General features: G+C 73.3%; 19 protein-coding genes. 8 read left to right on the top strand and 11 right to left on the bottom strand.

The genetic code is table 11. The annotated features are described in order from the left end of the window. The first annotated feature begins 45 nt into the window (after positions 1-45). Together ACIBVP_RS04790 and ACIBVP_RS04785 are read left to right on the top strand one after the other, a co-directional pair. On the top strand, positions 46-1,986 hold the full coding sequence (locus tag ACIBVP_RS04790; RefSeq protein WP_396104602.1) for an aldo/keto reductase: 1,941 nt from the start codon (positions 46-48) through the stop codon (positions 1,984-1,986). Between the two features lie 100 nt (positions 1,987-2,086). Further along, positions 2,087-2,563 (top strand): MSMEG_6728 family protein, encoded by a 477-nt coding sequence (locus ACIBVP_RS04785; protein WP_396104601.1) that lies wholly within the window; start codon positions 2,087-2,089, stop codon positions 2,561-2,563. Between the two features lie 63 nt (positions 2,564-2,626). On the opposite strand, the gene ACIBVP_RS04780 is transcribed toward ACIBVP_RS04785, so the two are convergent. Then, complete coding sequence (locus tag ACIBVP_RS04780; protein WP_396104600.1) at positions 2,627-2,968, bottom strand: hypothetical protein; 342 nt, start codon at positions 2,966-2,968, stop codon at positions 2,627-2,629. A 159-nt stretch (positions 2,969-3,127) separates the two neighbouring features. Between ACIBVP_RS04780 and ACIBVP_RS04775 the strand changes: the two genes are divergently transcribed. Beyond that, positions 3,128-4,546, top strand: a complete 1,419-nt coding sequence (locus tag ACIBVP_RS04775; RefSeq protein WP_396104599.1) for an MFS transporter — start codon at positions 3,128-3,130, stop codon at positions 4,544-4,546. 9 nt (positions 4,547-4,555) lie between these two features. Continuing rightward, entirely contained in the window at positions 4,556-5,143 is a 588-nt protein-coding gene (locus ACIBVP_RS04770; protein ID WP_396104598.1) for a TetR/AcrR family transcriptional regulator, read from the top strand. Positions 5,144-5,322: 179 nt separating this feature from the next. Here ACIBVP_RS04770 and ACIBVP_RS04765 read toward each other — a convergent pair whose 3' ends face one another. After that, entirely contained in the window at positions 5,323-5,895 is a 573-nt protein-coding gene (locus ACIBVP_RS04765; RefSeq protein WP_396104597.1) for a sigma-70 family RNA polymerase sigma factor, read from the bottom strand. 63 nt (positions 5,896-5,958) lie between these two features. Between ACIBVP_RS04765 and ACIBVP_RS04760 the strand changes: the two genes are divergently transcribed. Then, a complete protein-coding gene (locus ACIBVP_RS04760) occupies positions 5,959-6,696 on the top strand; it encodes a zf-HC2 domain-containing protein (protein WP_396104596.1) in 738 nt (245 codons plus the stop codon). Between the two features lie 32 nt (positions 6,697-6,728). Here the strand turns inward: ACIBVP_RS04760 and ACIBVP_RS04755 are convergent, their stop codons facing one another. The 4 genes from ACIBVP_RS04755 to ACIBVP_RS04740 form a co-directional block, all read right to left on the bottom strand. Beyond that, positions 6,729-6,971: a hypothetical protein gene (locus tag ACIBVP_RS04755; RefSeq protein ID WP_396104595.1), complete on the bottom strand. Its 243-nt coding sequence runs from the start codon at positions 6,969-6,971 to the stop codon at positions 6,729-6,731. Next, positions 6,920-8,272, bottom strand: a complete 1,353-nt coding sequence (locus ACIBVP_RS04750) for a helix-turn-helix domain-containing protein (protein WP_396104594.1) — start codon at positions 8,270-8,272, stop codon at positions 6,920-6,922. The genes ACIBVP_RS04755 and ACIBVP_RS04750 overlap by 52 nt, the downstream gene beginning before the upstream one ends. Before the next feature lie 82 nt (positions 8,273-8,354). After that, positions 8,355-9,752: a hypothetical protein gene (locus tag ACIBVP_RS04745; protein ID WP_396104593.1), complete on the bottom strand. Its 1,398-nt coding sequence runs from the start codon at positions 9,750-9,752 to the stop codon at positions 8,355-8,357. Between the two features lie 107 nt (positions 9,753-9,859). Continuing rightward, the gene (locus ACIBVP_RS04740; RefSeq protein ID WP_396104592.1) at positions 9,860-10,726 is read right to left on the bottom strand and encodes an NAD(+)/NADH kinase; all 867 of its coding nucleotides are present in this window, start codon (positions 10,724-10,726) and stop codon (positions 9,860-9,862) included. 46 nt (positions 10,727-10,772) lie between these two features. On the opposite strand from ACIBVP_RS04740, the gene ACIBVP_RS04735 reads away from it, so the two are divergent. Continuing rightward, entirely contained in the window at positions 10,773-11,015 is a 243-nt protein-coding gene (locus ACIBVP_RS04735; protein WP_396104591.1) for a hypothetical protein, read from the top strand. Positions 11,016-11,024: 9 nt separating this feature from the next. Here the strand turns inward: ACIBVP_RS04735 and ACIBVP_RS04730 are convergent, their stop codons facing one another. Further along, positions 11,025-11,528, bottom strand: a complete 504-nt coding sequence (locus ACIBVP_RS04730) for a hypothetical protein (protein ID WP_396104590.1) — start codon at positions 11,526-11,528, stop codon at positions 11,025-11,027. Positions 11,529-11,652: 124 nt separating this feature from the next. Further along, positions 11,653-12,204 carry a hypothetical protein gene (locus ACIBVP_RS04725; protein ID WP_396104589.1) on the bottom strand — a complete coding sequence of 184 codons (552 nt, stop codon included), beginning with the start codon at positions 12,202-12,204 and terminating at the stop codon, positions 11,653-11,655. A gap of 176 nt (positions 12,205-12,380) precedes the next feature. On the opposite strand from ACIBVP_RS04725, the gene ACIBVP_RS04720 reads away from it, so the two are divergent. Together ACIBVP_RS04720 and ACIBVP_RS04715 are read left to right on the top strand one after the other, a co-directional pair. Continuing rightward, complete coding sequence (locus ACIBVP_RS04720; RefSeq protein WP_396104588.1) at positions 12,381-14,330, top strand: Hsp70 family protein; 1,950 nt, start codon at positions 12,381-12,383, stop codon at positions 14,328-14,330. A 139-nt stretch (positions 14,331-14,469) separates the two neighbouring features. After that, positions 14,470-14,991 carry a sigma-70 family RNA polymerase sigma factor gene (locus ACIBVP_RS04715; protein WP_396104587.1) on the top strand — a complete coding sequence of 174 codons (522 nt, stop codon included), beginning with the start codon at positions 14,470-14,472 and terminating at the stop codon, positions 14,989-14,991. A 69-nt stretch (positions 14,992-15,060) separates the two neighbouring features. Here the strand turns inward: ACIBVP_RS04715 and ACIBVP_RS04710 are convergent, their stop codons facing one another. From ACIBVP_RS04710 to ACIBVP_RS04700, 3 genes are read right to left on the bottom strand one after another with little or no spacing between them, the layout of a single operon-like run. Next, positions 15,061-18,078 (bottom strand): AAA family ATPase, encoded by a 3,018-nt coding sequence (locus ACIBVP_RS04710; RefSeq protein ID WP_396104586.1) that lies wholly within the window; start codon positions 18,076-18,078, stop codon positions 15,061-15,063. Then, on the bottom strand, positions 18,075-18,908 hold the full coding sequence (locus ACIBVP_RS04705; RefSeq protein WP_396104585.1) for a hypothetical protein: 834 nt from the start codon (positions 18,906-18,908) through the stop codon (positions 18,075-18,077). Before ACIBVP_RS04705 ends, ACIBVP_RS04710 begins: the two co-directional genes overlap by 4 nt. A gap of 11 nt (positions 18,909-18,919) precedes the next feature. After that, positions 18,920-21,496 (bottom strand): hypothetical protein, encoded by a 2,577-nt coding sequence (locus tag ACIBVP_RS04700; protein ID WP_396104584.1) that lies wholly within the window; start codon positions 21,494-21,496, stop codon positions 18,920-18,922. Positions 21,497-21,551 lie beyond the last annotated feature (55 nt).

Below are 21,551 nucleotides of genomic sequence, written 5' to 3'. Positions count from 1 at the left end.
CTCGGCCGAGTCCACCCACCGCGGGCCGACCGTAAGATCGACACAATGGTGGACCGACTGAACTGGGGTGTGCTGGGGCCCGGCGGCATCGCCCGCACCTTCGCCCGGCAGCTGCCGCTCTCCCGCACCGGCCGTCTGGTCGCCGTCGGCAGCCGGGACGCCGCCCGTGCCGCCGCGTTCGCGGCCGAGTTCGGCGCCGCCCGGTCCTACGGCTCCTACACCGAGCTGCTCGCCGACCCCGAGGTCGACGCCGTCTACATCGCGACCCCGCACCCCGCGCACCCGGAGTGGGTGATCCGTGCCGCCGAGGCGGGCAAGCACGTCCTGTGCGAGAAGCCACTCGCGATCACGTGGGCGCACGCGATGGCGGCCGTCGAGGCGGCCCGCACGCACGACGTCTTCCTGATGGAGGCGTACATGTACCGGCACCAGCCACGGCTGCGGGTGCTCGCCGACCTGGTCCGCGACGGCGCGCTCGGCACGGTCACGCAGGTGCGGGCGTCCTTCTCGTTCGCCGCGCCGATGGACCCGGGTCGGTTGTTCGCGCCGGAGCTCGGTGGCGGCGGCATCCTCGACGTCGGCGGCTACCCGGTGTCGGCGGCCCGGCTGGTGGCCGGGGCGGCCCGCGGGCTGCCGTTCGCCGACCCGGTCGGCGTGTCCGGCGCGGGCCGAATCGGCGAGACCGGGGTCGACGAGTGGGCGGTCGCGACGCTGGACTTCGGCGACGGGCTGGTCGCGCAGGTGGCCACCGGCACGCGCCTCGCCGCCGACGACACGCTGTGGGTGTACGGGAGCGAGGGGTACGCGGAGGTGCCCGACCCGTGGCTGCCGCCGGAGGGCGAGCCGGGCAGGCTCGTGCTGCACCTGGCGGGCGAGGAGGTCCACGAGGTCACGACGCCGCCCGCGGCGCAGTACGCGCTGGAGGCCGACTCGGTCGCCGAGCACCTCGCCGACCGGGAGTCCCCGGCGATGTCGTGGGCCGACAGCCTGGGCAACGCGACGGTGCTCGACTCGTGGCGGCACGCGATCGGCCTGACCTACCCGGTGGAACGGGAGGTGCCGCCCGCGTACGGCACGCCGGTGCCTCGCGCCATGCCGACCGGCACCGTCGCCGGCCTCGCCAAACCGGTGTCCCGCCTGGTGATGGGCGTGGACAACCAGCGGGACATCACGCACGCGACGGTCATGTTCGACGACTTCGCGGTGCGGGGCGGCAACACGTTCGACACGGCGTGGATCTACGGTGACGGCACGATGGAGTCGTTGCTGGGCCGGTGGATCCGCGCCCGCGGCGTGCGGGACGACGTGGTCGTCGTCGGCAAGGGCGCGCACACGCCGCACTGCGACCCGGAGTCGCTGCGCCGCCAGCTCGCCGAGTCGCTGACGCGGCTCGACACCGACCACGTCGACCTGTACCTGATGCACCGCGACAACCTCGACGTCCCGGTCGGCGAGTTCGTCGACGTGCTGGAGGAGGAACGGGCGGCGGGCAGGGTCACCGCGTACGGCGTCTCGAACTGGACCCTGGCGCGGGTCGACGAGGCACGGACGTACGCGGCCCGGCACGGCAAGGCCGGCTTCACCGCGCTGAGCAACCACTTCAGCCTGGCCGAGGCGTACGCGCTGCCGTGGGACGGGTGCGTGCACGTGACGGACCCGGCGTCCCAGGCGTGGCTACGCGACCGGGATCTCGCGCTGCTGCCGTGGTCCAGCCAGGCACGGGGCTTCTTCGCGGGCCGCGACGACGCGGAGGTGGCGCGCTGCTACCACAGTGAGGCGAACTTCGCGCGGCGTGAACGCGCCCGCGCACTGGCGGCCGAACTCGGCGTCCCGGCGACGGCGGTCGCCCTGGCCTACGTGCTGCACCAGCCGTTCGCGACGTTCCCGTTGATCGGCCCGCGCACGCTGGCGGAGACACGCGGCTCGCTGCGCGCACTCGAGGTGGGTCTGACGCCGGATCAGGTGCGGTGGCTGGCCGACGGGTGACCCACCCACTCGGGGGACCCGGCACCGCGGCCGGGTTTCGATCACCGTGGGGCGGGTACCTGCCGGTTTCGGACGTCACCGACGGAATCGAACGAAAGCCGTGCAGACCTTCCTGCCCCACCCGGACTTCCACGCCACCGCCGCGGTGCTGGACCCGCTGCGGCTCGGCAAGCAGCGGGTGGAGGCCATCCAGGTGCTGCGCGCGCTGACGGTGCCGGGGTACGGCTGGCGCCACCACCCGGCCGCCGCCATGTGGGCGGGCTACGAGGAGGCGCTGACCCGGTACGGGCTGACCGTCTGCGCGGTGTGGTCCGAGACGGGCAGGCAGGACACCTGCCACGTCACGCTGCGGGCTGACCTGCGCCGCATGACAGGTGTGGACCGGATCCGCACGCAACGGGAGCTGGCCCGCGCGGGCGACCTGCCGCCCTGGCTCGGTGACGACGACTTCCACCGCAGCCACCAGTCGGCGCTCGTGCGGAAGAACCCCGACCACTACCGTCCGCACTTCCCCGACGTGCCGAGCGACCTCCCGTACGTGTGGCCCGACTCGGACCGGCCTCGCGCCACCGCGTGAGGTCGGTGGGCATCACGCGGGTCCGGACCACGTCGGCGAGCGACGCCTCCGCCGCCCGCATCATCACGCGCCGACCCGACCGGCGCAGCACCAGTCGCCGTCGCAGGGGCGGCCCTTCTCGCTGCCGTACGGGCCGAGGCCGTGCAGTGGTGCCAGGAGTTCCGCGCGTTCGTCCTCGGTCACCGCGGGGCGGGCCGCGACATCGAGGTCCCACGCCGGGGCCGTGGTCCGCAGGTCCGTCATGTCGCCCACCACCGCGCCGGTCACGAACAGCGTGTACGGCGGGTGGTCCGGGAAGCCGTTGAGGCGCAGCACCCACCACGCGCCGTCGACCAGGGCGGCGAGGACGAACACCGGTGCCTCGGTGCGCTGCCACACGACGGCGCGGGCCAGGTGCTCGGACATGAGCCCAGCCTGCCCCGCGAGCCGGCCGCGGGACAAGGCCGGTCGGCCCCGCGGCCATGTTCGCGTGAGGGGGTCGGTCACAGTCGATTGACCGGCGGCGGTGAACGGCTGTTTACTCAGGTGGTGAACAGAGGTTCACCGGGACATTCCGGTCGGCTCATGGTCGTGCTCTGCGGGTGCGGCGTCACCGTGTCCCTGATGCACACCCTGGTGGCGCCGCTGCTGCCCGAGATCTCCCACACGATGAACCTGTCGCAGGACGCCGCCGCGTGGCTGCTCACCGTGACCATGCTCGCCGGGGCGGTGTGCGCGCCGGTGTGCGGACGGCTCGGCGACATGGTCGGCAAGCGCCGGATGCTCGCGGTCGCGCTGGCGATCATGTCGGTCGGCTCGCTGCTCGGTGCGCTCAGCTGGTCGTTCGGGTCACTGCTCGGCGCGCGGCTGCTGCAGGGTGCCGCGTTCGGCGTGCTGCCGCTCGGGATCAGCATCCTCAAGGACGAGCTGCCCGAGGACCGGGTGATGGCGGGCACCGCGACGATGAGCTCCACGCTGGGCGTCGGCGGCGCTATCGGCATGCCGCTGGCCGGGGTGATCGCCCAGGCCCTGGACTGGCACGCCGTGTTCTGGGCGGCGACCGCGGTGTCACTGCTTGCGCTGGCACTGGTCCTGGTGTTCGTCCCGGAGTCGCCCGTGCGGTCCGGCGGGCGGTTCGACGTGCTCGGCGCGCTCGGGCTCGGCGCCGGGCTGGTGACCTTGCTGCTGGCCGTCTCGCAGGGCGGCGCGTGGGGCTGGGGCAGTCCGGCGACCATCGGCCTGTTCGCCGGGTCCGCGGTGGTGCTGTCGCTGTGGGCGGTCCACCAGCTGCGGGTGCGGCAGCCGCTCGTCGACCTGCGGACGTCCACCCGCCCGGTGGTGCTGCTGACCAACACGGCGACGGTCCTGGTCGGCGTCGGCATGTTCGCGAGCTTCATGTTGACACCGTTGACGTTGCAGGCGTCGACGGCGACCGGGCACGGGTTCGGCGTGTCGGTGATGGTCGCCGGGTTGTGCATGGTGCCGATGGGTCTCGGGATGCTGTTCTTCTCGCCGCTGTCGGCGAAGCTGTCCGCGCGGCGGGGCGCGCACGTGACGCTGCTCGTCGGCGCGCTCGTCATGGTCGTCGGCAACGTGGCGCAGGCGCTGCGGCCGGGCAACATCCCGCTGCTGATGGTCGTGCTGATGGTGCTGTCGATCGGGACCGCGCTGTGCTTCTCGGCGATGCCGACGCTGATCATGGCGTGGGTGCCCGCGACCGAGACGGCGTCGGCGAACAGCCTCAACTCGCTGCTGCGGACGATCGGCACGAGCACGTGCGCGGCGGTCGGCGGCACGTTCCTCGCCGCGTACACGATCCGGGTGGACGGCGAGGTCGTGCCCGCGGCAGGCGGGTTCTCGGTGACGTACTGGATGGCCGCGGCGGCGAGCCTCGCCGCCGCGGGCCTCGCACTGGCGGTGACCGCGGTGATCCGGCGCAGCGCCCGCACCACGGCCGAGGAGACCGACGCCGTCACCACCACGGCTGACCTGGCGGTTCAGTAGGCTCCCGCCATGGGCACGGCACACGCCTCCGACCCGGGCGAGGCTGGCGACACCCGGCGAGCGATCGTCCGGGCCGCGCGGAAGCACTTCACGCAGGGCGCGTTCGCCGAGGTGGGACTGCGCGACATCGCCCAGGACGCGGGCGTCAGCGCGGCGCTGATCGTGAAGTACTTCGGCAGCAAGGAGAACCTGTTCGCCGAGGCGATCTCGTTCGAGACCGAGGCGACCGCGTTGCTGGACTGCGACCTCGACCACCTCGGCGAGCACCTCGTCCGCACGCTGCTCGACCTGCACGACCGCGCCAGCTCCGACCCGTTCCTGCGCGCGGTGATGGCCGCGTTCCGCCCGAACGGCACACACTTCTCGGCCACGTTCCAGGAGCACTTCACCGAGCCGCTCGCCGCACGGCTGACCGGCCCCGACATCCCGCTCCGCACCGCGATGATCTGCGCCCAGCTGGTGGGTCTCGGCGCGGTACGGGTGGCGGTGAAGCTCCCCGGCGTCACCGACCTCTCCCCCGAGAAGACGGTGGCCACCTTCGCCCCGCCACTCCAGAACCTCATCACCCCCCACCGCGAGTCGCGTTCCCAGACATAGCGAGTCGCGTTCCCGCGCACACCGAGTTGTCGGTTTCGTGCCACATCCCGCGATCAAGATCGGCACGAAACACACAACTCGAGGTGTCCGAGCGCGCGACTCGCCTGGTTTGTCCTCGACTGGGTGGCAGCGGTCCCTGAGCAACGCGGTCACTCGTGGAGACGGCACGCCCGCGGGGGTCAGCTCGCGCCGTGCCGACGGGCCTCGTCGGCGTCCAGGAGGTCCTGCCTGGCCCTGGCGACGCGGGACCGGATCGTGCCGACCGGCACACCGCACACGTCCGCGGCCTCCACATAGGACATTCCCAGCACCTGGGTCAGCACCAGAGCTTCCCGGCGCTCGGGCATGAGCGCACCGAGGAGGACGTTGACCTCCACGACGTCCTCGAACCCCGGCGCGGTCTCCAGGCTGTCGGACTGCAGGCGGTCCGCCGCCCGCGTCCAGTCCACCGCGCCGGTGGTCCGCGGTCGGGACGTCGCCATCCTGACGTGGTCGACGACGACACGGCGGGCGATGGACATCAGCCACGTCCTGGCACTCGCGCGGCCCGCGAACGAGGGCAGGCTGGGCAGTGCGCGAAGGTAGGTCTCCTGCGTGAGGTCGTCGGCGAGCCCGACGCCGGCGAGGTGCGCCACCAGGCGCCACACGTCCCGCTGCGAGGCGCGGACGAACCGCTCCAGCGCGCCCCTGTCCCCCTTGCCCGCGGCGATCGCCAACTCGGTCAGCTCGTCAACACCCCGCGGAGTCGCCACGGCGTGGAGAGTAACCGACCGTTCACCGGGAACCCCAGACCCATTTGGCACGACAATGAGACCGTGGAGTGCCTGACGTGTCGTGAGTCCCTGTCGGCCAGGCTGGACGGCGAGGACGAGCCCGTCCCGGCCGCGCGGGTCGACGCGCACCTGGCTGAGTGCGGTGCGTGCCGTGCCTGGCTGCGTCGTGCCGAGGAGCTGAACCGGCTGGTGCGGGTGCGGCCCGCCGCGCCGGTCCCGGACCTGAGCGCGGCCGTCCTCGCCGACGCGCCCGTGCTCGGACCCGCGCAGGGATGGGGAATCCGGGGCGCGCTGGTGTGCGTCGCCGTCGCGCAGGTGACACTCGGGCTGAGCCAGCTCGTCGGCGTCGGCACCACGGCCACGCACGTGGCGCACGGCGTCGGGCCCGCGGTCGCCGGGCACCTGTTCAACGAGAGCGTCGCGTGGAACCTCGCACTGGGCATCGGCATGCTGTGGGCCGCGTTCCGGCCGCAGGCCACCACCGGGCTCGTGCCGATGCTGGCGGCTTTTCTCGTCGTCCTGGTCGCCTACTCCACCCACGACCTCGTCACCGGGGCGGCGCCGGTCTCCCGCGTGCTCGGGCACGGCCTGCTCGTGGTGGGGCTGGTGCTGATGGTCATCGTGAACCGGCGCCACCGCCCGGACGCACCGGAGTCGGCGAGGGCACCCCAGCCCGGGACCGGCCACGGCACGGCGGCGGGCCGGGCGGAGCCGAGCGACCTCGACGTCGCGGGCCCGACCGGCCGACCACACCTGCGCCCCGCCGGGCGGGCGGCCTGACCCCGAGGGACCGATACCGCCTCGGCCACGTGTCAGGAACCCAGCTCGCGGTTCGCGACGGCCTCGGCCGGGAGCACGTGGTCCTCGACGCGAAGGCGGAACTGGACCCGTGACGGTTCGAAGGCCCCGCCGCCGAAGGTGATCCCGGCGCCGTGCACGACCCCCAGCGCCAGCCCGAACCCGAGCGTGTTGCCCAGCGCCGCGATCGCCCCGACCAGCCCGATCAGCGCCCCGGACAGCAGCCCGACGACGAGCGTGCGCGACAGCCGGCGCATCGCGGCGCCAGTTGCCACCACGCGATGTCGGGGGTGCCGAGGCGGTTCGCGTGCAGCGCGAGATACCCGAACCAGCCACGCGCCCGCCCGGCGTCCCGGTCGCGGTAGACCGTGGGGATGAAGCTGCCGAGCAGGTGGTCCTCGATGGCGTACTGGCTGGCGAACCGGTCGGCGTCCAGCAACTCCGCCGGGTCGCGTCCGTCGGGGCCGCTGTAGACGGCTCGGGCGAGCCCCACCATCAGCGGGGTGGTGAGGACCGCCCGGAGGTTCACGCACGCGGGCCGTTCTGGGTCGTCGCGCAGCGCGGCGAGGACCGGGTCCCACGCGGTGGCGCCCTTGGTGCGCGGGAGGTAGTCGACGAGGTCGCGCACGGTGAGGTCGACCAGCCGGACGGCCGCGGCGGCGGTCAGCGCGTCGGCGGCGACCCGCGCGTACTCGCCGGGGCGGCTGGTCAGCACCATCGGCATCGTGGTGGCGTTGAGCGCGTCGAGCGCGGTCCGGTGCAGCCCGGTGGCGAGTTCGTCGAACCCGTCCAGTACCGGCAGGACGTGCCCGGCCGCGACCAGGTCGGCCGCGAGGTTCTCCCCGCCCGCCGCCAGCCCCGGGTGGTCACGCACCAGCTGGTTCGCGAGCCAGTCGCGGAACTCCGTGGTGGCGGGGTGCCACGACCCGACGTCGAACACGACCGGTACGGGGTCGCCGTGCTCGCGGGTCCGCAACACGTCGAGGACGAACCGCGCCGCGAGCACCGACTTGCCCGACCCGGCCCGCCCGAGCACGACCAGCCGCCCGGACGGGATCCGGCGGTAGACGTCGGCGATCTCGGGCAGTCGGCCCGCGAGGTCCAGCGGCGTGGCCGACTCCCCGGGCAGCACGCGGCGGACGTTCGCCCAGTGGTCCATCACGTCGGCGGGCGCCACCTCCCACCTGACCGGCAGCGGGAAGGGGTCCTGGATGCGCCGAAGCTCCTCTTCCCTGACCCAGCGGGCCCCGACCGCGTGCGCGAGGTCCTCGGCGGCCTCGGCGAGCCGCCGGTGCAATGCCGACTCCAGCCGGTTCCCGGTGGGGCGCGGCGCGTCCCCGCCCTCGGCGACGGCCAGCAGCCGGGCGCGGTCGTCGGGCTTGAGGCTCAGCGCGTCCGCGAGCAGCCGGACGGTGTCCAGCTGCGGGTTGGCGCTCTCCCCTTTCTCCAGCCTGCGGATGGTGCGCACCGCGAGACCGGAGCGTTCGGCCAGGACCTCCTGCGTCAACGCCGTCTGCCGCCGGAACTCCCGCAGCAACACGCTGAACTCGCTCGTCACGCCTCGTACCGTAACGAGCACGGTGGGGCGCCATGGGCACCTTGACGCGATCGTAGTTTCCGGAGTTTCCCGGACGTGCCGCTCACGGGCGGTCGGCGAAGAGCTGGACCCACCGGCCGTCGAACCCACCGGCCGCCGCGGTGTGCCAGCCGCCGGTGAGCCAGACACCGGACTCGCGGTGGTCCGCGCTGTCGACGGCGCCGGTGTGGACGAAGAAGTCGTGCTGGCGCCAGTACGCGTTGTGGGAGGCCGGATCCCCGCTCGCCGTCCCCCGGCTCCGGCCGGAGCTGTCGAGCCCGACGCCCTCGTAGCCGCCGAAGTCGTCGGATCCGGAGATCTCGTCGGCGTTCTCCTCACCGGAGTAGGCGCCGTAGAACCAGTTCTTGGACAGCACGCCCTCGCGACCGTCGGTCAGATCGGACGCGCCGCTGTCCCGCGACGCCGTGTAGAAGCGCTGCAACCCGGCGCTGACCACGGCCGTGCCGTCCTCCGCCGTCACCGGGCTCGCCAGCAGGACGTCGCTGGACTTGTCGGCGAGCCAGTGCGTCTGCCAGTTCGCGTGCTGCCAGTGGGTCGGCACGACGTCGGCGAGGTCCTGCAGCTCGTACGTGACCCGCTTGACCGCCTGCCACGGCACGGCCGTGCCGTTGTCGGCCTTGCTCGCCAACGCGTCGGCCGTCTCCGCCGTGACCGGCTGGGCGCGCCACGCCGAAACGGCGGCCGTCGAACTCTCCGGCACGAACGCGTAGTGCACGTTCTTCTCGTTGTCGTTGTTGATGTCGGTCTCGGCGGTGCCGGTGCCGTTCATGCGCGCGGCGATCGTGCTCCACGGCGTCGTGGCGAAGCGCAGTTCGTGGGCGTGCGGGTTGATGCTCGGCGGGTCGAAGTTGCTGTGATCCGCCTGCCACAGCAACAGGTGCCTGCCCGTCGCGGTGGGCATGAAGTTCACGGCGCTGTCGGTGCCGCGGCGCATCACGTGGTCCTTGTGGCTCGTGACGGTCACGTGCCCGACGCTCTCCCCGGCTCCTGGCGTGCCGGTGACCCCGCGCAGGACGATCTCGATCCGCTCCCAGTCGTGGATCTCGGCGAAGTCCTTGTCGGCCGCGTTGTAGACGTGGTACAGCAGCACGAGGTTCTTCGTCCCGTTCTCCGTGTACTCGATCAGCGCCGTGTACAGCGTGGGCCGGATCCGCCAGTGCGGGTTCGCGCCCGCGGTCGCGTACCGGCCGACCGTGCGCCACTCGACCCGGTTGTCGCTGAAGTTCCCGTCGCGGTCGAAGTCGTAGTTGGACAGCCAGTCGCTGCCCTCCCGGCCGTCGTTCTCGTCCCCGCGTTTGAGGATCAGCGGCGCGTAGTGGGCCAGGTAGGCCTGGCGCTGCGCGGTGGTGAGACTCCACGTCCCGGCCGCGGCACCCGAACCCGGCGACACCAGCGATCCGGCCACCACCAGCGATGCGAGCAGCAGCCCTCGTAATCCCATCACCACAACCCCCGACGCGTCGTGATCCAGTCATCCCAACGTAGTCGGAACCGACGGTCGGGGGTATCGGCCGTCTGGACGGTGCCGCACTGATGTCCGCGGAACTGTCAGACCGGGGGCAGTCGCGGGATCTCCGGCGAGTCGGTGAGGCCGAGCTTGCGGCGGGCCCGCTGGTAGAAGGTCGTCATGCCGAGGCGCACGACCCGGGCGGCGCCGGGGCGGGCACGCAGCTCGATGCGGTCACCCGGCCCGACGTAGGCGGCGACCTCACCGTCGACCTCGACCGCCAGGCGGCCGCTGGTCGGCAGCATCGTCAGCTCCACCGTGTCGTGCACGGACAGCACCACGCCCCGGCTGTACGCGGAATGCGGCGCGGCCGGGGTGACGAGCAGCGCCTCCACGGCCGGGCTCGTGATCGGGCCGCCCGCCGAGAAGCTGTAGGCCGTCGACCCGGTCGGGGTGGCGACGATGACGGCGTCGGCGGCGTAGCTGACGAACTCCTGCCCGGCCACCCCCACCGCGACGACCGCGCTGCCGTCGCCGGGCACCCGCGCCACGGCGACGTCGTTGAAGGCCGTGACGGTCCGGTCGCCGAGCCGCGCGTCGACGGCCAGTCGTGGCTCGACGGTGAACTGGTGGTCGTCGATGGCCGACAGCGCGGCGGGCAGATCGGGGACGTCCACCTCGGCGAGGAAGCCGAGCTTGCCCAGGTTCACGCCGAGCACCGGCGCCCGTTGCCGGTCGGCCAGCCGCATCGCGCGCAGCATCGTGCCGTCGCCGCCGAGGCTGACCAGCAGGTCGGACCGGGCGGCCAGCTCCTCCGGGCTCACCGCGACCGCCGCGCAGTCGAGCCGCGCGACCTCGTCCGCGATCCCGAGGATCTCGATCCCCCGGTTCGCCGCCCAGCCCAGAATCGCGCGCACCGCCGCCGCGGAGTCCCGCCGCGGGTGCAACACCATCCCGGCCGCGCGCATGTCAGCGTTCCCCGAAGGTCGTCATGCGCCCGAGTCTGCCCGCGCGGTGCCCGAACGGCCTGTCGGAGCCGGTTACGGCAGGCGACTTTCAGGTTCTCACGACCCGAGGGCGCCCCCGCCGACGGCGCCAAGTGGCTGCTTCCCCCAGACCTACGGCCACTTCGAGGCCCGTCTTCCTGATCCTCAACCTCGCCTCGGCGGCTACTGGCCCGGCGACCCGGACAGCACCCCGTTCCCGAACACGCTCGTCGTGGACTACGTCCGCGTGCCGGACACGCCGGAGCACTGACTCCGCGCGCTACCGGTACGCCGGGTGGTACGGCTGCGCGACGGGCAGGTACCTGGCCCGCCGCGCGGCCATTGCGCGCGTGGTGGCCGGGAGCCACCACGCGACGAGCAGCACGATCGCGGGCACGGTCAACGCGAAGGCGACCGCGTTCTCGGGGTGGCCGTCCGCGATGTCGTGGATGACGCCGAAGACGATCACGACGATCGCGGGCAGCAGGAAGGTGGTCGCGAGCGCCCGCACCCAGGCCCGTCCCGTGCGCCCGAGGAGGCTCACGACCACGAGCGGGAGTGTGAGCGCGGCGCCGGTGAGGAACACGACGATCGCCAGCTCGTTCTCGGCGATGGACGCGTCCAGGTCCGCGACGGTGTTCGTCACCTGGGCGCCGCCCGCCTTCATCGCCTTGACGTCCTCGAACGTCTCGATCTCGTCCAGCGCACCGAGAGCCATCAGCACGAACAGGCCCGTGTAGGCGAGCCCCACGATCGACGTGATCACCCAGGTCGCCGTCAACATCGCCGTCGATCTCGACGGTGCCTGGTACATGTCGCCGTGTTCCTTCCGTGGTTCCGGGTGGGCCACGAGCGACGCTAGAAGGGGCGGAACCGTCGTGATGTCAGGCGATCGCCCGACACCGCGATCATGCGCAGCGCAACAGTGCGCGGTACTCACGGCGCTGTGCGGCACCGGGTTCCTGGTCGGTGATGTGCACGCGCACCAGCCTGCGACCCCGGACGCGCACGGACACCAGGCTGCCCTGGCGCAGGGTCTGGAAGTGGTCGGCGATGAGCAGTCCGGCGCGGGAGCGCGCCTCCGCACCGAGTTCGCCCGCCGGGAGGTCGAGCCGCAGGAGCCGGAGACCCTGGTGTTCGGCGACGGCCCGCAGGCCCGGGCCGAGCCCGGAGCTCGCCAGCACCGGCGGGTAGATCATCGAGCCGACGCGGCGCAGGTTCTCGAGGATGGCCATCACGCGTTCCTGCGCCGCCGCGACCTTCTCCTCGACGCGGACGTCGCCCGAGGTCGCCGAGATCATGCCGAGTTCCAGGGCGAGCACCGAGATGTCGGCGACCGCGCCGTCGTGCAGCGTCCGTTCCAGACCGGCACGCTGCCGCACGTGCACCCTGCCGGGTGGACGGAGCAGCCCCGGCAACCACGCACCCAGACGGCGCACCCGCGCGACCACACCAAGCACTCTGCCAGCGTTCTCGGCGTGCCCTCGCGTGACAAGGGTGTGGCCCCTCCCGCCAGGTAGGGATATCCCCCGCACCCTGTTGCTGCGTACCGTAATCAACCTGCGATTATCTGTGATTGACTTGACTTGCTTGGGGTTGCTTTGATGGCGCGGGGACTGATCACAGGGAGGGGTTCGTGCGCTACGCGGTCGGTATCGACCTGGGCACCACATTCACCGCGGCCGCCGTCAGCCACGTGGACGGTACCCGGATGGTGGCGCTGACACACGACATAGTGGTGCCCGCCGTCGCCTGTCACACCGCGGAGGGGAAGCTGCTGACCGGCAGCGCCGCCATCCAGGCCGCGGCCGACAACCCGGCCCGGCTCGCCCACGGCTTCAAACGCCGTCTCGGCGACCCGACGCCGCTCATGATCGGCGGTGCCGCCTACTCCCCCGCCGCGCTGATGGCCGCGCAGCTCCGCGACGTGCTCGACCAGGTGAGCAGGGCGATGGGCGGGCCGCCGGACTCGATCGTGCTCACCTGCCCGGCGATCTGGGGTCCCTACCGCCGCGAGCAGTTCGCCGAGGTGCCCAGGCTCGCCGGGATCACCGACTACCAGCTGATCACCGAACCCGAGGCCGCGGCCCGGCACTACAGCCGCGAACGCACGCTCGGCGACGGCGAGACCGTCGCGGTCTACGACCTCGGCGGCGGCACGCTGGACACCACCGTCCTGCGGATGCGGGCCGGCACCATGGAGATCCTCGGCACCCCGGAAGGCGTCGAGCACCTCGGTGGCATGGACTTCGACGACGCGCTCCTCGCCCACGTCGACGAACGCCTCGACGGCGCGATCGGCAGGCTCGACCCCGCGGACGCGCTCGCCGACCTCCGCGCCCTGTGCGTGCGGGCGAAGATCGAGCTGTCCACCGAACCGGACGTGACGCTGACCGTGCCACTGCCCTCCGGGCCCCGCGAGGTGACGATCACGCGACGGGACTTCAACGCCGCGATCACACCGTCCGTGGAGCTGACGATCGGCGCGCTGCGGCGCACGATCGCGTCGGCGGGGCTGCGGGACGAGGACCTGTCCGCGGTGCTGCTCGCCGGTGGCTCGTCCCGGATCCCGCTCGTGACACAGCTGGTGTTCGAGGAGTTCGACAAGCCGGTGCGGGTGTCGCAGCACCCGAAGTTCACCGTCGCGCTCGGCGCCGCGACCGTCGCGGGGGCGGCGGTGCACCAGCCCGCACCCGCTGCCCCACCCGCCGTGCCCGCACCCGTCGGCGACCCGGTGGTGCCACCGCCGACGGGCAGACGCCGCTGGCTGGTACCGGCGGCCGCGGCGGTCATCGTCGTGGTCGCCACGCTCATCACCGCGCTGATCATGGTGGGCGGGAGCGACGACGCCATCAACGACGGCAACGACGTCGACGCGGCCGCGGGCACCAGGTCCGAGCGGCCGACCGCCACCGCCCCGGCCACGACGGACGCGGCACCCACGACGACCACCCGCACGGCCGCGGGCGCACCGCCCGCCACGGTCGCGGCCCCGGGCACCGGCTCCGCGGAGGCGTCCGTGAACGCGCCGGCCCCGCCGCCCCCGCCGCTCACGGTGTTCGGGGACGACTTCGTCGGGCCGTACCGGGCGTTCATCGCGTCCGCGGAGAAGTGGGACGGCACGGAGCTGACCGGTGGGTCGGCGGCGCACGCGGCGATCGCGGCGAGGGTCTCCGACGGGCTGCGGGTCACGTGGCGGGGCGGTGAGCCCGCCCAGGTCTACCTGCAGACGGTGAACGCGACGAAGGACCTGTCGTCCTACGTGGACGGCAAGGGCGCGCTGCGGTTCTCCGTGTCGGTGCACTCCTCCGGCGCGGGCACGACGTCGCTCGCGACCCACTGCCGCTACCCGTGCGGCGCGGAGCTGGACGTCACCGAGTTGTTCAAGGGCCTGCCGGTCGGGTCACGGACCGAGGTCACCATCCCGCTGACCTGCTTCACCGCGGCGGGCCTCGACAAGACCATGGTCAACACGCCGTTCCTCGTCTACGCCCAGGGACCGCTCGACGTGACGTTCCGTGACATCCGGTGGGTTCCGGGTGCCGCGGATGACCCGGATGCCACGCCCTGCTCCGCCCTGTCGTGACGCAGGGTTGGTCAATGGGGTTATCCCTACGTCGCGACGCGGGATAACCCCCTGACCTGGAGGGAAAGCCCCAGCGACTTCGCCGTCCGCCGAGGCGACGCTTCTCCTCGTAGCGCAAGCGAGACGGGGAGGTCGGGACATGGCCGGCAGCGGGGTCAGCATCGACGCGGTGATGAGAGCACACGGCGCGGCTCTCCAGAACTACGCCAACCGCCTGACGGGCGGCGACCGGCACGCGGCGGAGGACGTGGTGCAGGAGACGTGGGTACGGGCGTGGCGCAACCTCGACCGGCTCACGGAGAACCACGGCTCGGTCCGCGGCTGGCTGATGCGGGTGGCGCACAACATCGCGGTCGACCAGCACCGCGGCAGACGCGCCCGGCCCACCGAGGTCGAGCTGCCCGACCAGGACCTCGAGTACACCGTCGTCCTGCCCCCGGCGAGCGACGAGGTGGAGACGAGGGTCGTGGTGAACGCGATCCTCGAGCGGATGTCCCCGGTCCACCGCGACACGCTCGTCGAGGTCTACTACGCCGACCGCACGGCCGCGTCCGCCGCCAAGGCGCTCGGCGTGCCCGCGGGGACGGTGAAGAGCAGGCTGCACAACGCCCTGCGCGCACTGCGCACCCTGGTCCCGGGCAGGCAACTGGAAGCCGCCTGACCCGGAAGTGCTGAAGGACGCCATCAGCACGCCCAACGCACCGAAGGGGTCCTTCGGTGCGTTGGCGCGTCACGCGGTCGGTTCCGGGCGTGGCGGCGGGGGCACGTCCTGCGGCAGCAGCAGGCACAGGTCGTCCATCGTGGGGTCGGTCAGCGAGCGCGTGCGGCGGGCGTGGTGGGCGATCGCCTCGTCGAGGATCTGCCGGGCGTAGCGGCCGTTGCCGAACGACTCGCCGCGCCGCATCTTCGCGAAGTGCGTCCGCAGCGCCGCCACCGTCGGCCCCGTGCACTCGTACCCCGCGGTCGTGGCGTGCTGGTTGACGATCGTGACCAGCTCGTCCGGCGTGTAGTCGGCGAACCGGACGCGGTGGGAGAACCGCGACGACAGGCCGGGGTTGGCCGCCAGGAACCCGCCCATCTCCCGCTCGTACCCCGCCGCGATGACGACCACCTCGTCGCGGTGGTCCTCCATCAACTTCACCAGCGTGTCGATGGCCTCGCGGCCGAAGTCGTGGCCGCTGCCCCGGCTCGACGACAGCGTGTACGCCTCGTCGATGAACAGCACCCCTCCCCGCGCGCGGTCGAACGCCTCCGTGGTGCGCCGCGCGGTGTGGCCGACGTACTCCCCGACCAGGTCCGCACGCGCCACCTCCGTGACCTGTCCCTGCGCCAGCACCCCCAGCGCGGCGAGCAGCGACCCGTACAGCCGCGCCACCGTCGTCTTACCGGTACCGGGCGGCCCCGCGAAGATCAGGTGTCTGCTCACCGACGGCGCGGGCAGTCCCATCGCCTGCCGCCGCCGGGCGGACGCGAGCAGGTCGACCATGTCGGACACCTCAGCCTTGACCTCGTCCAGGCCGACGAGCCCGCGCAATGTGGAGAGCAGCTGCTCGATCCGTTCCTCGTCCACGCGCCCGGCGCCCGCGCCGACCGACGAGCCCGGCAGCGGCCCGAGGTCGTCCGGGAGGAGCCGGGTGAGCGCGACGTGCCCGGCGTCTGGGTCGTCGGCCAGCCGGTACGCCTGCCTGCCGAGCATCTCCTCGAACACCTTCCGCGCGGTGCGGCCGTTGCCGAACGCGGCGTCGCGGGGAAGGTTCGTGAAGTACGTGTGCAGGGCCGCCCTGGTCTCGAACTCGAGCCGGTAGTCGTGACCGCGGCACAGCCCCTCGACGATCGTGACCAGCTCGGCCGACGAGTAGTCGGCGAACTCGATGGTCCGCGAGAACCGGGACGACAGACCGGGGTTCGCGGCGAGGAACGACCGCATGTCGTTGGTGTAGCCCGCGACGATCACCACGACCTCGTCGCGGTGGTCCTCCATCAGCTTCACCAGCGTGTCGATCGCCTCGCGGCCGAAGTCGGGGCCGCCACCGCCGTTGTTGCCCGCCGACAGCGTGTACGCCTCGTCGATGAACAGCACCCCGCCGATGGCCTTGGTGAACATCTCGGTGGTCTTGATCGCCGTGCCGCCGACCACCGACGCGACCAGGTCCGGCCGCGCGACCTCGACCAGCTGCCCGGACCTCAGCACGCCGAGCGCGGTGAGGATGCGGCCGTAGAGCCGCGCGACGGTGGTCTTGCCGGTGCCGGGCGCGCCCGTGAACACGAGGTGCCGCGACAACGGCGGCGACGGCAGCCCCGCCTGCGCGCGCCGCTCGGACATCTGGTGCAGCCGCACCAACGTCTCCACCTCGCGCTTGACCCCGTCCAGCCCGACGAGCTCGCTCAGCTCGGCGAGCAGGTCCTCCAGCTCGTCGGCGTCCCCGGCGGGCGGCTTGGTGTCCACTGTGGACTCGTCGGCGGTGAGTGCGGACCGGGTGCCGCCCGGCAGCCGGGTGTCGTCGCCCAGGTTGCGTTCCGCGACGCAGTCGGTGACCTGCACGTCCTCCTCGGAGAGCACGGCGATGCCGTCGCCGAGGTTGTCGCGCACCGCGCACCCGGTGATCGACCCACCCGCCTGCCCGCGCCACACGACACCGCTCTGGCACTCACGCACCTCGCCGCCGTCGACCTCCAGCCGGGTCTGGTCGCGCGCGAGCACGCCCGCGGCCCCGGCGCCGACGACCCTGGTGTCCCGCACGGTGATCCGGGCCTGTCGCTCGGCCAGCACACCGTGCCCGACCCCGCCGGTGATCTCACAGCCAGCCATGCGGATCACACCGTCCGCACCGGCGACCACCGCGTCGTGCGCGGCGCCGGTGACCACGCAGTCGGTCAGGTCCGCGGTGGAGCCGTCCAGCACCTGTACCGCGTGCCCTCGGGCGCCGTCCACGGTGACCCGGTCCAGTTCCACGGACGCGTTCTGCACCACCACGATCGCCTGCGCGGTCGTGTCGGTGATCCGGCAGTCGCGCAGCACCGGCCGCGACCCGCCCGCCGACAGCACCCCCACACCGTCCACGGTGGACAGATCGGTGTCGGTGACGGTCAGCTCGCTGCTCTCCTCGACGACGATCGCCGTGCCGGAGATGTCGGTGATGCGGCAGCGACGCAGCTCGCCGCGACCGCCGTCGGCCGCCAGCACCGCGCCCTTCGCCTCGGCGACCACGCAGTCCACCATGGTGGGCGTGCCACCGGAGCGGGCGACGACCGCGGTCGTGCCGACCGAGGTGAACGTGCAGCCGGTCAGCTCCGCCTTGGCGCCGTCGAACACCAGCACCCCGGCGCCGCCCGGGTTGCGCACCGTGGTGGCGCCCGCCCGGAACACCCCGCCCCGGCGTGCCACGACCGCGACCTCGGAGTCGGCGGCGACCACGCACTCGTCCAGGTTCAGCACCCCGGACCGCAGGTCGACCGCGACCTCCCCGCCGGAATGCGCGAACTCGATGCCCGACACCTCGACGTGTTCGACGGTCACCCGCAGCACCGGCGCGCCGGCCGCCTCGATGCGGACCTCGCCTGGCGACCCGGAACCGGACAGCGTCACGTCCCGGTCCAGCACGATCGACTCCGGGTAGACGCCGGGCCGCACGGCGATGACGTCACCGTCGCGGGCCGCGCTGATGGCGTCGCCGACGGTGCGGAAGCAGTCCGGTTCGGTCGGCGAGACGCCGAGCACCGACCGGACTCCGGTCATCCTGGTCGTCACGTTGCGTCCTCCTGGTCGGCCGGGTGCGGGGTGAGGGCCGCGCGGACATGGTGGCGGGCAAGGGGGTCCAGCCGCCCCGCAGGCGGGACAGACATGGCGTGCCGGACGAGTTCGGCGTCCGGTGCCAGCTGGTAGCGGTCGAGGTAGTACCGGGAGGCGTCCGACCACACCCACGTGCCGTCGGACCGCAGGCTCGCCGGGACGGTGGCGGCGCCGTTGAACACGTCCGCGAGCGGTGCGTCCGCCGTGAGCACCACGTCCCCCGCGGTCAGGAAGTCCAGCAGCCGCCTGCGTTCCGCGGGATCGACCACGAGCTCGTGCCCCGGTTCGAACCAGGGCCCGTCATCGCCCGCGCCGTCGAACGCACGCGCCGTGCGCACGGGGTGTGCCGGGGTGCTCGACCACAACAGGGTCGCGGCGAGGAGGGCGCGCTCGTGGTAGACGGGCAACGAGTCGGTCGGCCCGAACACCTCCACCATGGGCGTGTCGACCACGTCCTCCAGCCTGCGCTGCGCGGCGGCCGTGATCGCGGGCAGATCGCCGTCCGCCTGCACGAGGTACACCCGGTCGGTGCCGTCGCGCACGGTCGCCCAGCAGGCCTGGGCACCCGCGTTCGCGACCACGTTCACCGTGGCCGCGTCCGCCTCCTCGTGCCCGGTCCGCACCGGCGCGAAGAGGTGGTCCGCCCGCCGCGGTTTCCCGGCGTCGAGCGCCTCGCACAGCGCGTCGAGCCGTGCGGTGTCCTCGTCGGCGAGCGCCTCACGGGCGATGACCAGCCATCCGTCCGGGGCGTGGCCGGCACGGGCGAGCAGGTTCTGATGACGGTCCACGGGTTCTCCTCTCACGCCGCGGGAAGCGGGCCGAACCACCGGCTGTCGGGCTCGGCCGCGCTCTCCGGCCGGGCCGCTGCCGCCGCCCGGAGCCGGCGCAGGGCGGCGTCCCCGGCCGCCCCGTCCTCGGCGAGCAGCACCCGGCGGACCGGAGCCGGTTCGACGGCCAGCACCCGCAGCCGGGTGTGCCCGGGCAGGACGACCTCGCTGCTCCGGTCCGGTTCGTCGAGCAGTCCCTCGAGCCTGCGGGCGGTGGTGGTCCAGATCAGCGCCTCGGCGGGTCCGGCGGATGCGGTGGCGGGCGCGGCGATGACCGGTACCGGGAGCCGCAGCGCGGCGCCGGGTTCGACGTCGGTGTCGGCCGGGATGCCGCGCACGACAACGGCTCGGGCAGTGGGCAGCCGCCGCAGCCCGTCGGCGAGGCAGACGTAGAAGTCGGCGTCGTACCGCGCGCCGGGATCGTCGGCGAACACCCGCACCACGGCCAGTTCGGCGAGCAGCGCGGCCCGGTCCCCCACGCCGAACCGCAGTCCGGGGCGCTCGGACAGCAGCTTCGTGACCGCCCTGGTGGCGACGTCGTAGCGCGAGCCGAGCGCCGCGCGCATGGCCCGGCGTTGTTCCGCCGTGCTGCGGGCGTTCTCGGGCACCTCGACGACCGACGGCGGGGCCACGGGCGCCGTCCGCCGCACCGCCCGCCCCGGCAACAACCCGGCCACCGACTCCGTTCCGTCCCCGGTCGCGGCGGGCGGCGCGGGAACCGACCGCGGTGCAACGGAAGGCATGGGGGCCGTGGCGGACACGACGGCGGGAGGCGGCACAGCGGGCGGGTCCTCGGCACGTGTCGCCTGCCGCGGCACCGGGCTCGACGACATGGTCGCCGGGATCGCCGGGGGCGCGGGTGGCGGAGGCGTGGACCCGTTCAGGGTCGCGGCGACCGCGGCGGCCACCGGGATCCGCGCCACCGGCGCCGGGTCCGCCTCGGGAATGCCCGGCGACGCGAGGAAAGCCGCGCCGGACTCCGGCCGCTCGTCGAGGGTCGTCAGGGCGACCGGAAGGACCCGTATCCCACCGAGTATCGGAGCGACGGCCGGTTCGGCCGCCTGCTCCGGCACGACACCGGCTCGGTGCAGGCTCGGCGCCACGGCGGACGCCTCGTGCCGCGGGAGGTGTCGGACGGCGTCCTCCTCGGGCAGGTCGGCCGAGGGCGGGTCGTCGTCGGCCAGCGGGACCACCAGCACGCCGTCCTGGATGTCCACGTTCGGCACGCCCTCGGACGGGATGGCGAGGATCGGTGCGGCGGGGACGATCCGGCCGTCGGGCAACACGGTCACCGCGCCGACGGGCGCCGGAACGAGAACCGGAGGTTCGGGCCGCGCGGGATCCGCCGCCTCGGTGTCGGTGACCACCCGGTCCACGGCCTCGACACCCGCCGCCGCGGTCTCCGCGTGTGTGCCGACGGGCACGATCCGCAGGTTTCCCCTCGCGTCCGGGGGCAGCGCACGCACCAGACGGTCGAGCGCGGTCACTACCTCGGCGGGCACCGGTGCGTCGGCGGCGAGCAGGATGTCGGCCGTGGCGCCGGTCTCGGTCGCCACCGGCGCGGGGAACACGCGCAGCGAGGTGGGCCGCACGATCAGCCCACGCGGCACGACATCCACCTGCCACCCGCCGGTCAGCCGATAGGTCCCCGGCCCGGCCATCGCGAGCGCGGGCGGCGCCACCCAGCGGTCCAGCACGGGCGGCTCGTCCGGCCGGTACACGCTCTCCATGGCGAACGGCCGCCAGTGCGCGACACCGGCCTCGTCGACGTACCGCAGCCCGTCGTCGCCGGGCACCCCGTGCGCGACCCGCACCGGTGCGCCCAACTCCACCGCCACGGCACGGGCACGCGCGTCGACTCCGCGGCCGGAGCCGTACCACACCAGCACCGCCCGGTCCCGCCCCTCGTCCGGGAGCGACCGCAGCACCCCCGCCACGACCGTCGCGGTCGGCGGCCGCTCCCCCGGCGCGCCGAGCACCACGTACATCCGGTCCGGGTCGGGCGCCCGGCGCGCCAGGGGGTCGTCGGGCCGGTCGGGCGCGCCGGGTGCGCGGACCCACAGCCCGGCGGGCACGTGCGTGATCCGGTCGTCGTTCGGGGGGAGGCCGTCCTGCCACCACGGCGCGGGCAACCGCGCGCCGACGCGGGTCCGGCTGCCGCCCGGGCGGAACGACACCCAGCCCGCCGTCGGGCCGGGCACGAACACGCTGCCGTCCGCGAGTCCGACCGGGTGACCGTCGGCGGCGGTGACCTCCACGCCCAGCCGGTCGGCGAGCAGCCGTGCGGGTGGGAGCGCCTGGTCGCCGCCCATCGAACCGAAACCCGGTGCCACGACGCAGAGGTCGCCGTGCACCTCGTCGGCGAGGTCGGCGACCACCCACGGGTCGAGCCTGTTCATCGCGCCGACCGACGAGGCGCCGACCACGACGAACGTGCGGTCCCGCTTCGGCGGCAGGTTCGCGGCCAGCAGCACCGCGGCGCCGTCCGCGTCGAGCCGTCCGACGACCAGCGCGTGCCGGACCCGCTTCACCGTGATCGACTCGTCCACTCCGTCACCTCCACGCAAGGCGCTGCCGGTCGCTCCGCAAGCTCCGCTCACTGGG

The sequence above is a fragment of the Actinophytocola sp. NPDC049390 genome (assembly GCF_044466355.1).
Lineage (GTDB): Bacteria > Actinomycetota > Actinomycetes > Mycobacteriales > Pseudonocardiaceae > Actinophytocola.
Note: the sequence above shows the minus strand (reverse complement) of the source record. Positions and strands in the feature narration are given on the sequence as shown.

What these genes read in the sequence shown, in the direction of transcription:
- ACIBVP_RS04790 (WP_396104602.1), top strand. Translation starts at nt 46, where the DNA reads ATGGTGGACCGACTGAACTGGGGTGTGCTGGGGCCCGGCGGCATCGCC.
- ACIBVP_RS04780 (WP_396104600.1), bottom strand. Translation starts at nt 2,968, where the DNA reads ATGTCCGAGCACCTGGCCCGCGCCGTCGTGTGGCAGCGCACCGAGGCA.
- ACIBVP_RS04775 (WP_396104599.1), top strand. Translation starts at nt 3,128, where the DNA reads ATGGTCGTGCTCTGCGGGTGCGGCGTCACCGTGTCCCTGATGCACACC.
- ACIBVP_RS04770 (WP_396104598.1), top strand. Translation starts at nt 4,556, where the DNA reads ATGGGCACGGCACACGCCTCCGACCCGGGCGAGGCTGGCGACACCCGG.
- ACIBVP_RS04755 (WP_396104595.1), bottom strand. Translation starts at nt 6,971, where the DNA reads ATGCGCCGGCTGTCGCGCACGCTCGTCGTCGGGCTGCTGTCCGGGGCG.
- ACIBVP_RS04745 (WP_396104593.1), bottom strand. Translation starts at nt 9,752, where the DNA reads ATGGGATTACGAGGGCTGCTGCTCGCATCGCTGGTGGTGGCCGGATCG.
- ACIBVP_RS04740 (WP_396104592.1), bottom strand. Translation starts at nt 10,726, where the DNA reads ATGCGCGCGGCCGGGATGGTGTTGCACCCGCGGCGGGACTCCGCGGCG.
- ACIBVP_RS04730 (WP_396104590.1), bottom strand. Translation starts at nt 11,528, where the DNA reads ATGTTGACGGCGACCTGGGTGATCACGTCGATCGTGGGGCTCGCCTAC.
- ACIBVP_RS04715 (WP_396104587.1), top strand. Translation starts at nt 14,470, where the DNA reads ATGGCCGGCAGCGGGGTCAGCATCGACGCGGTGATGAGAGCACACGGC.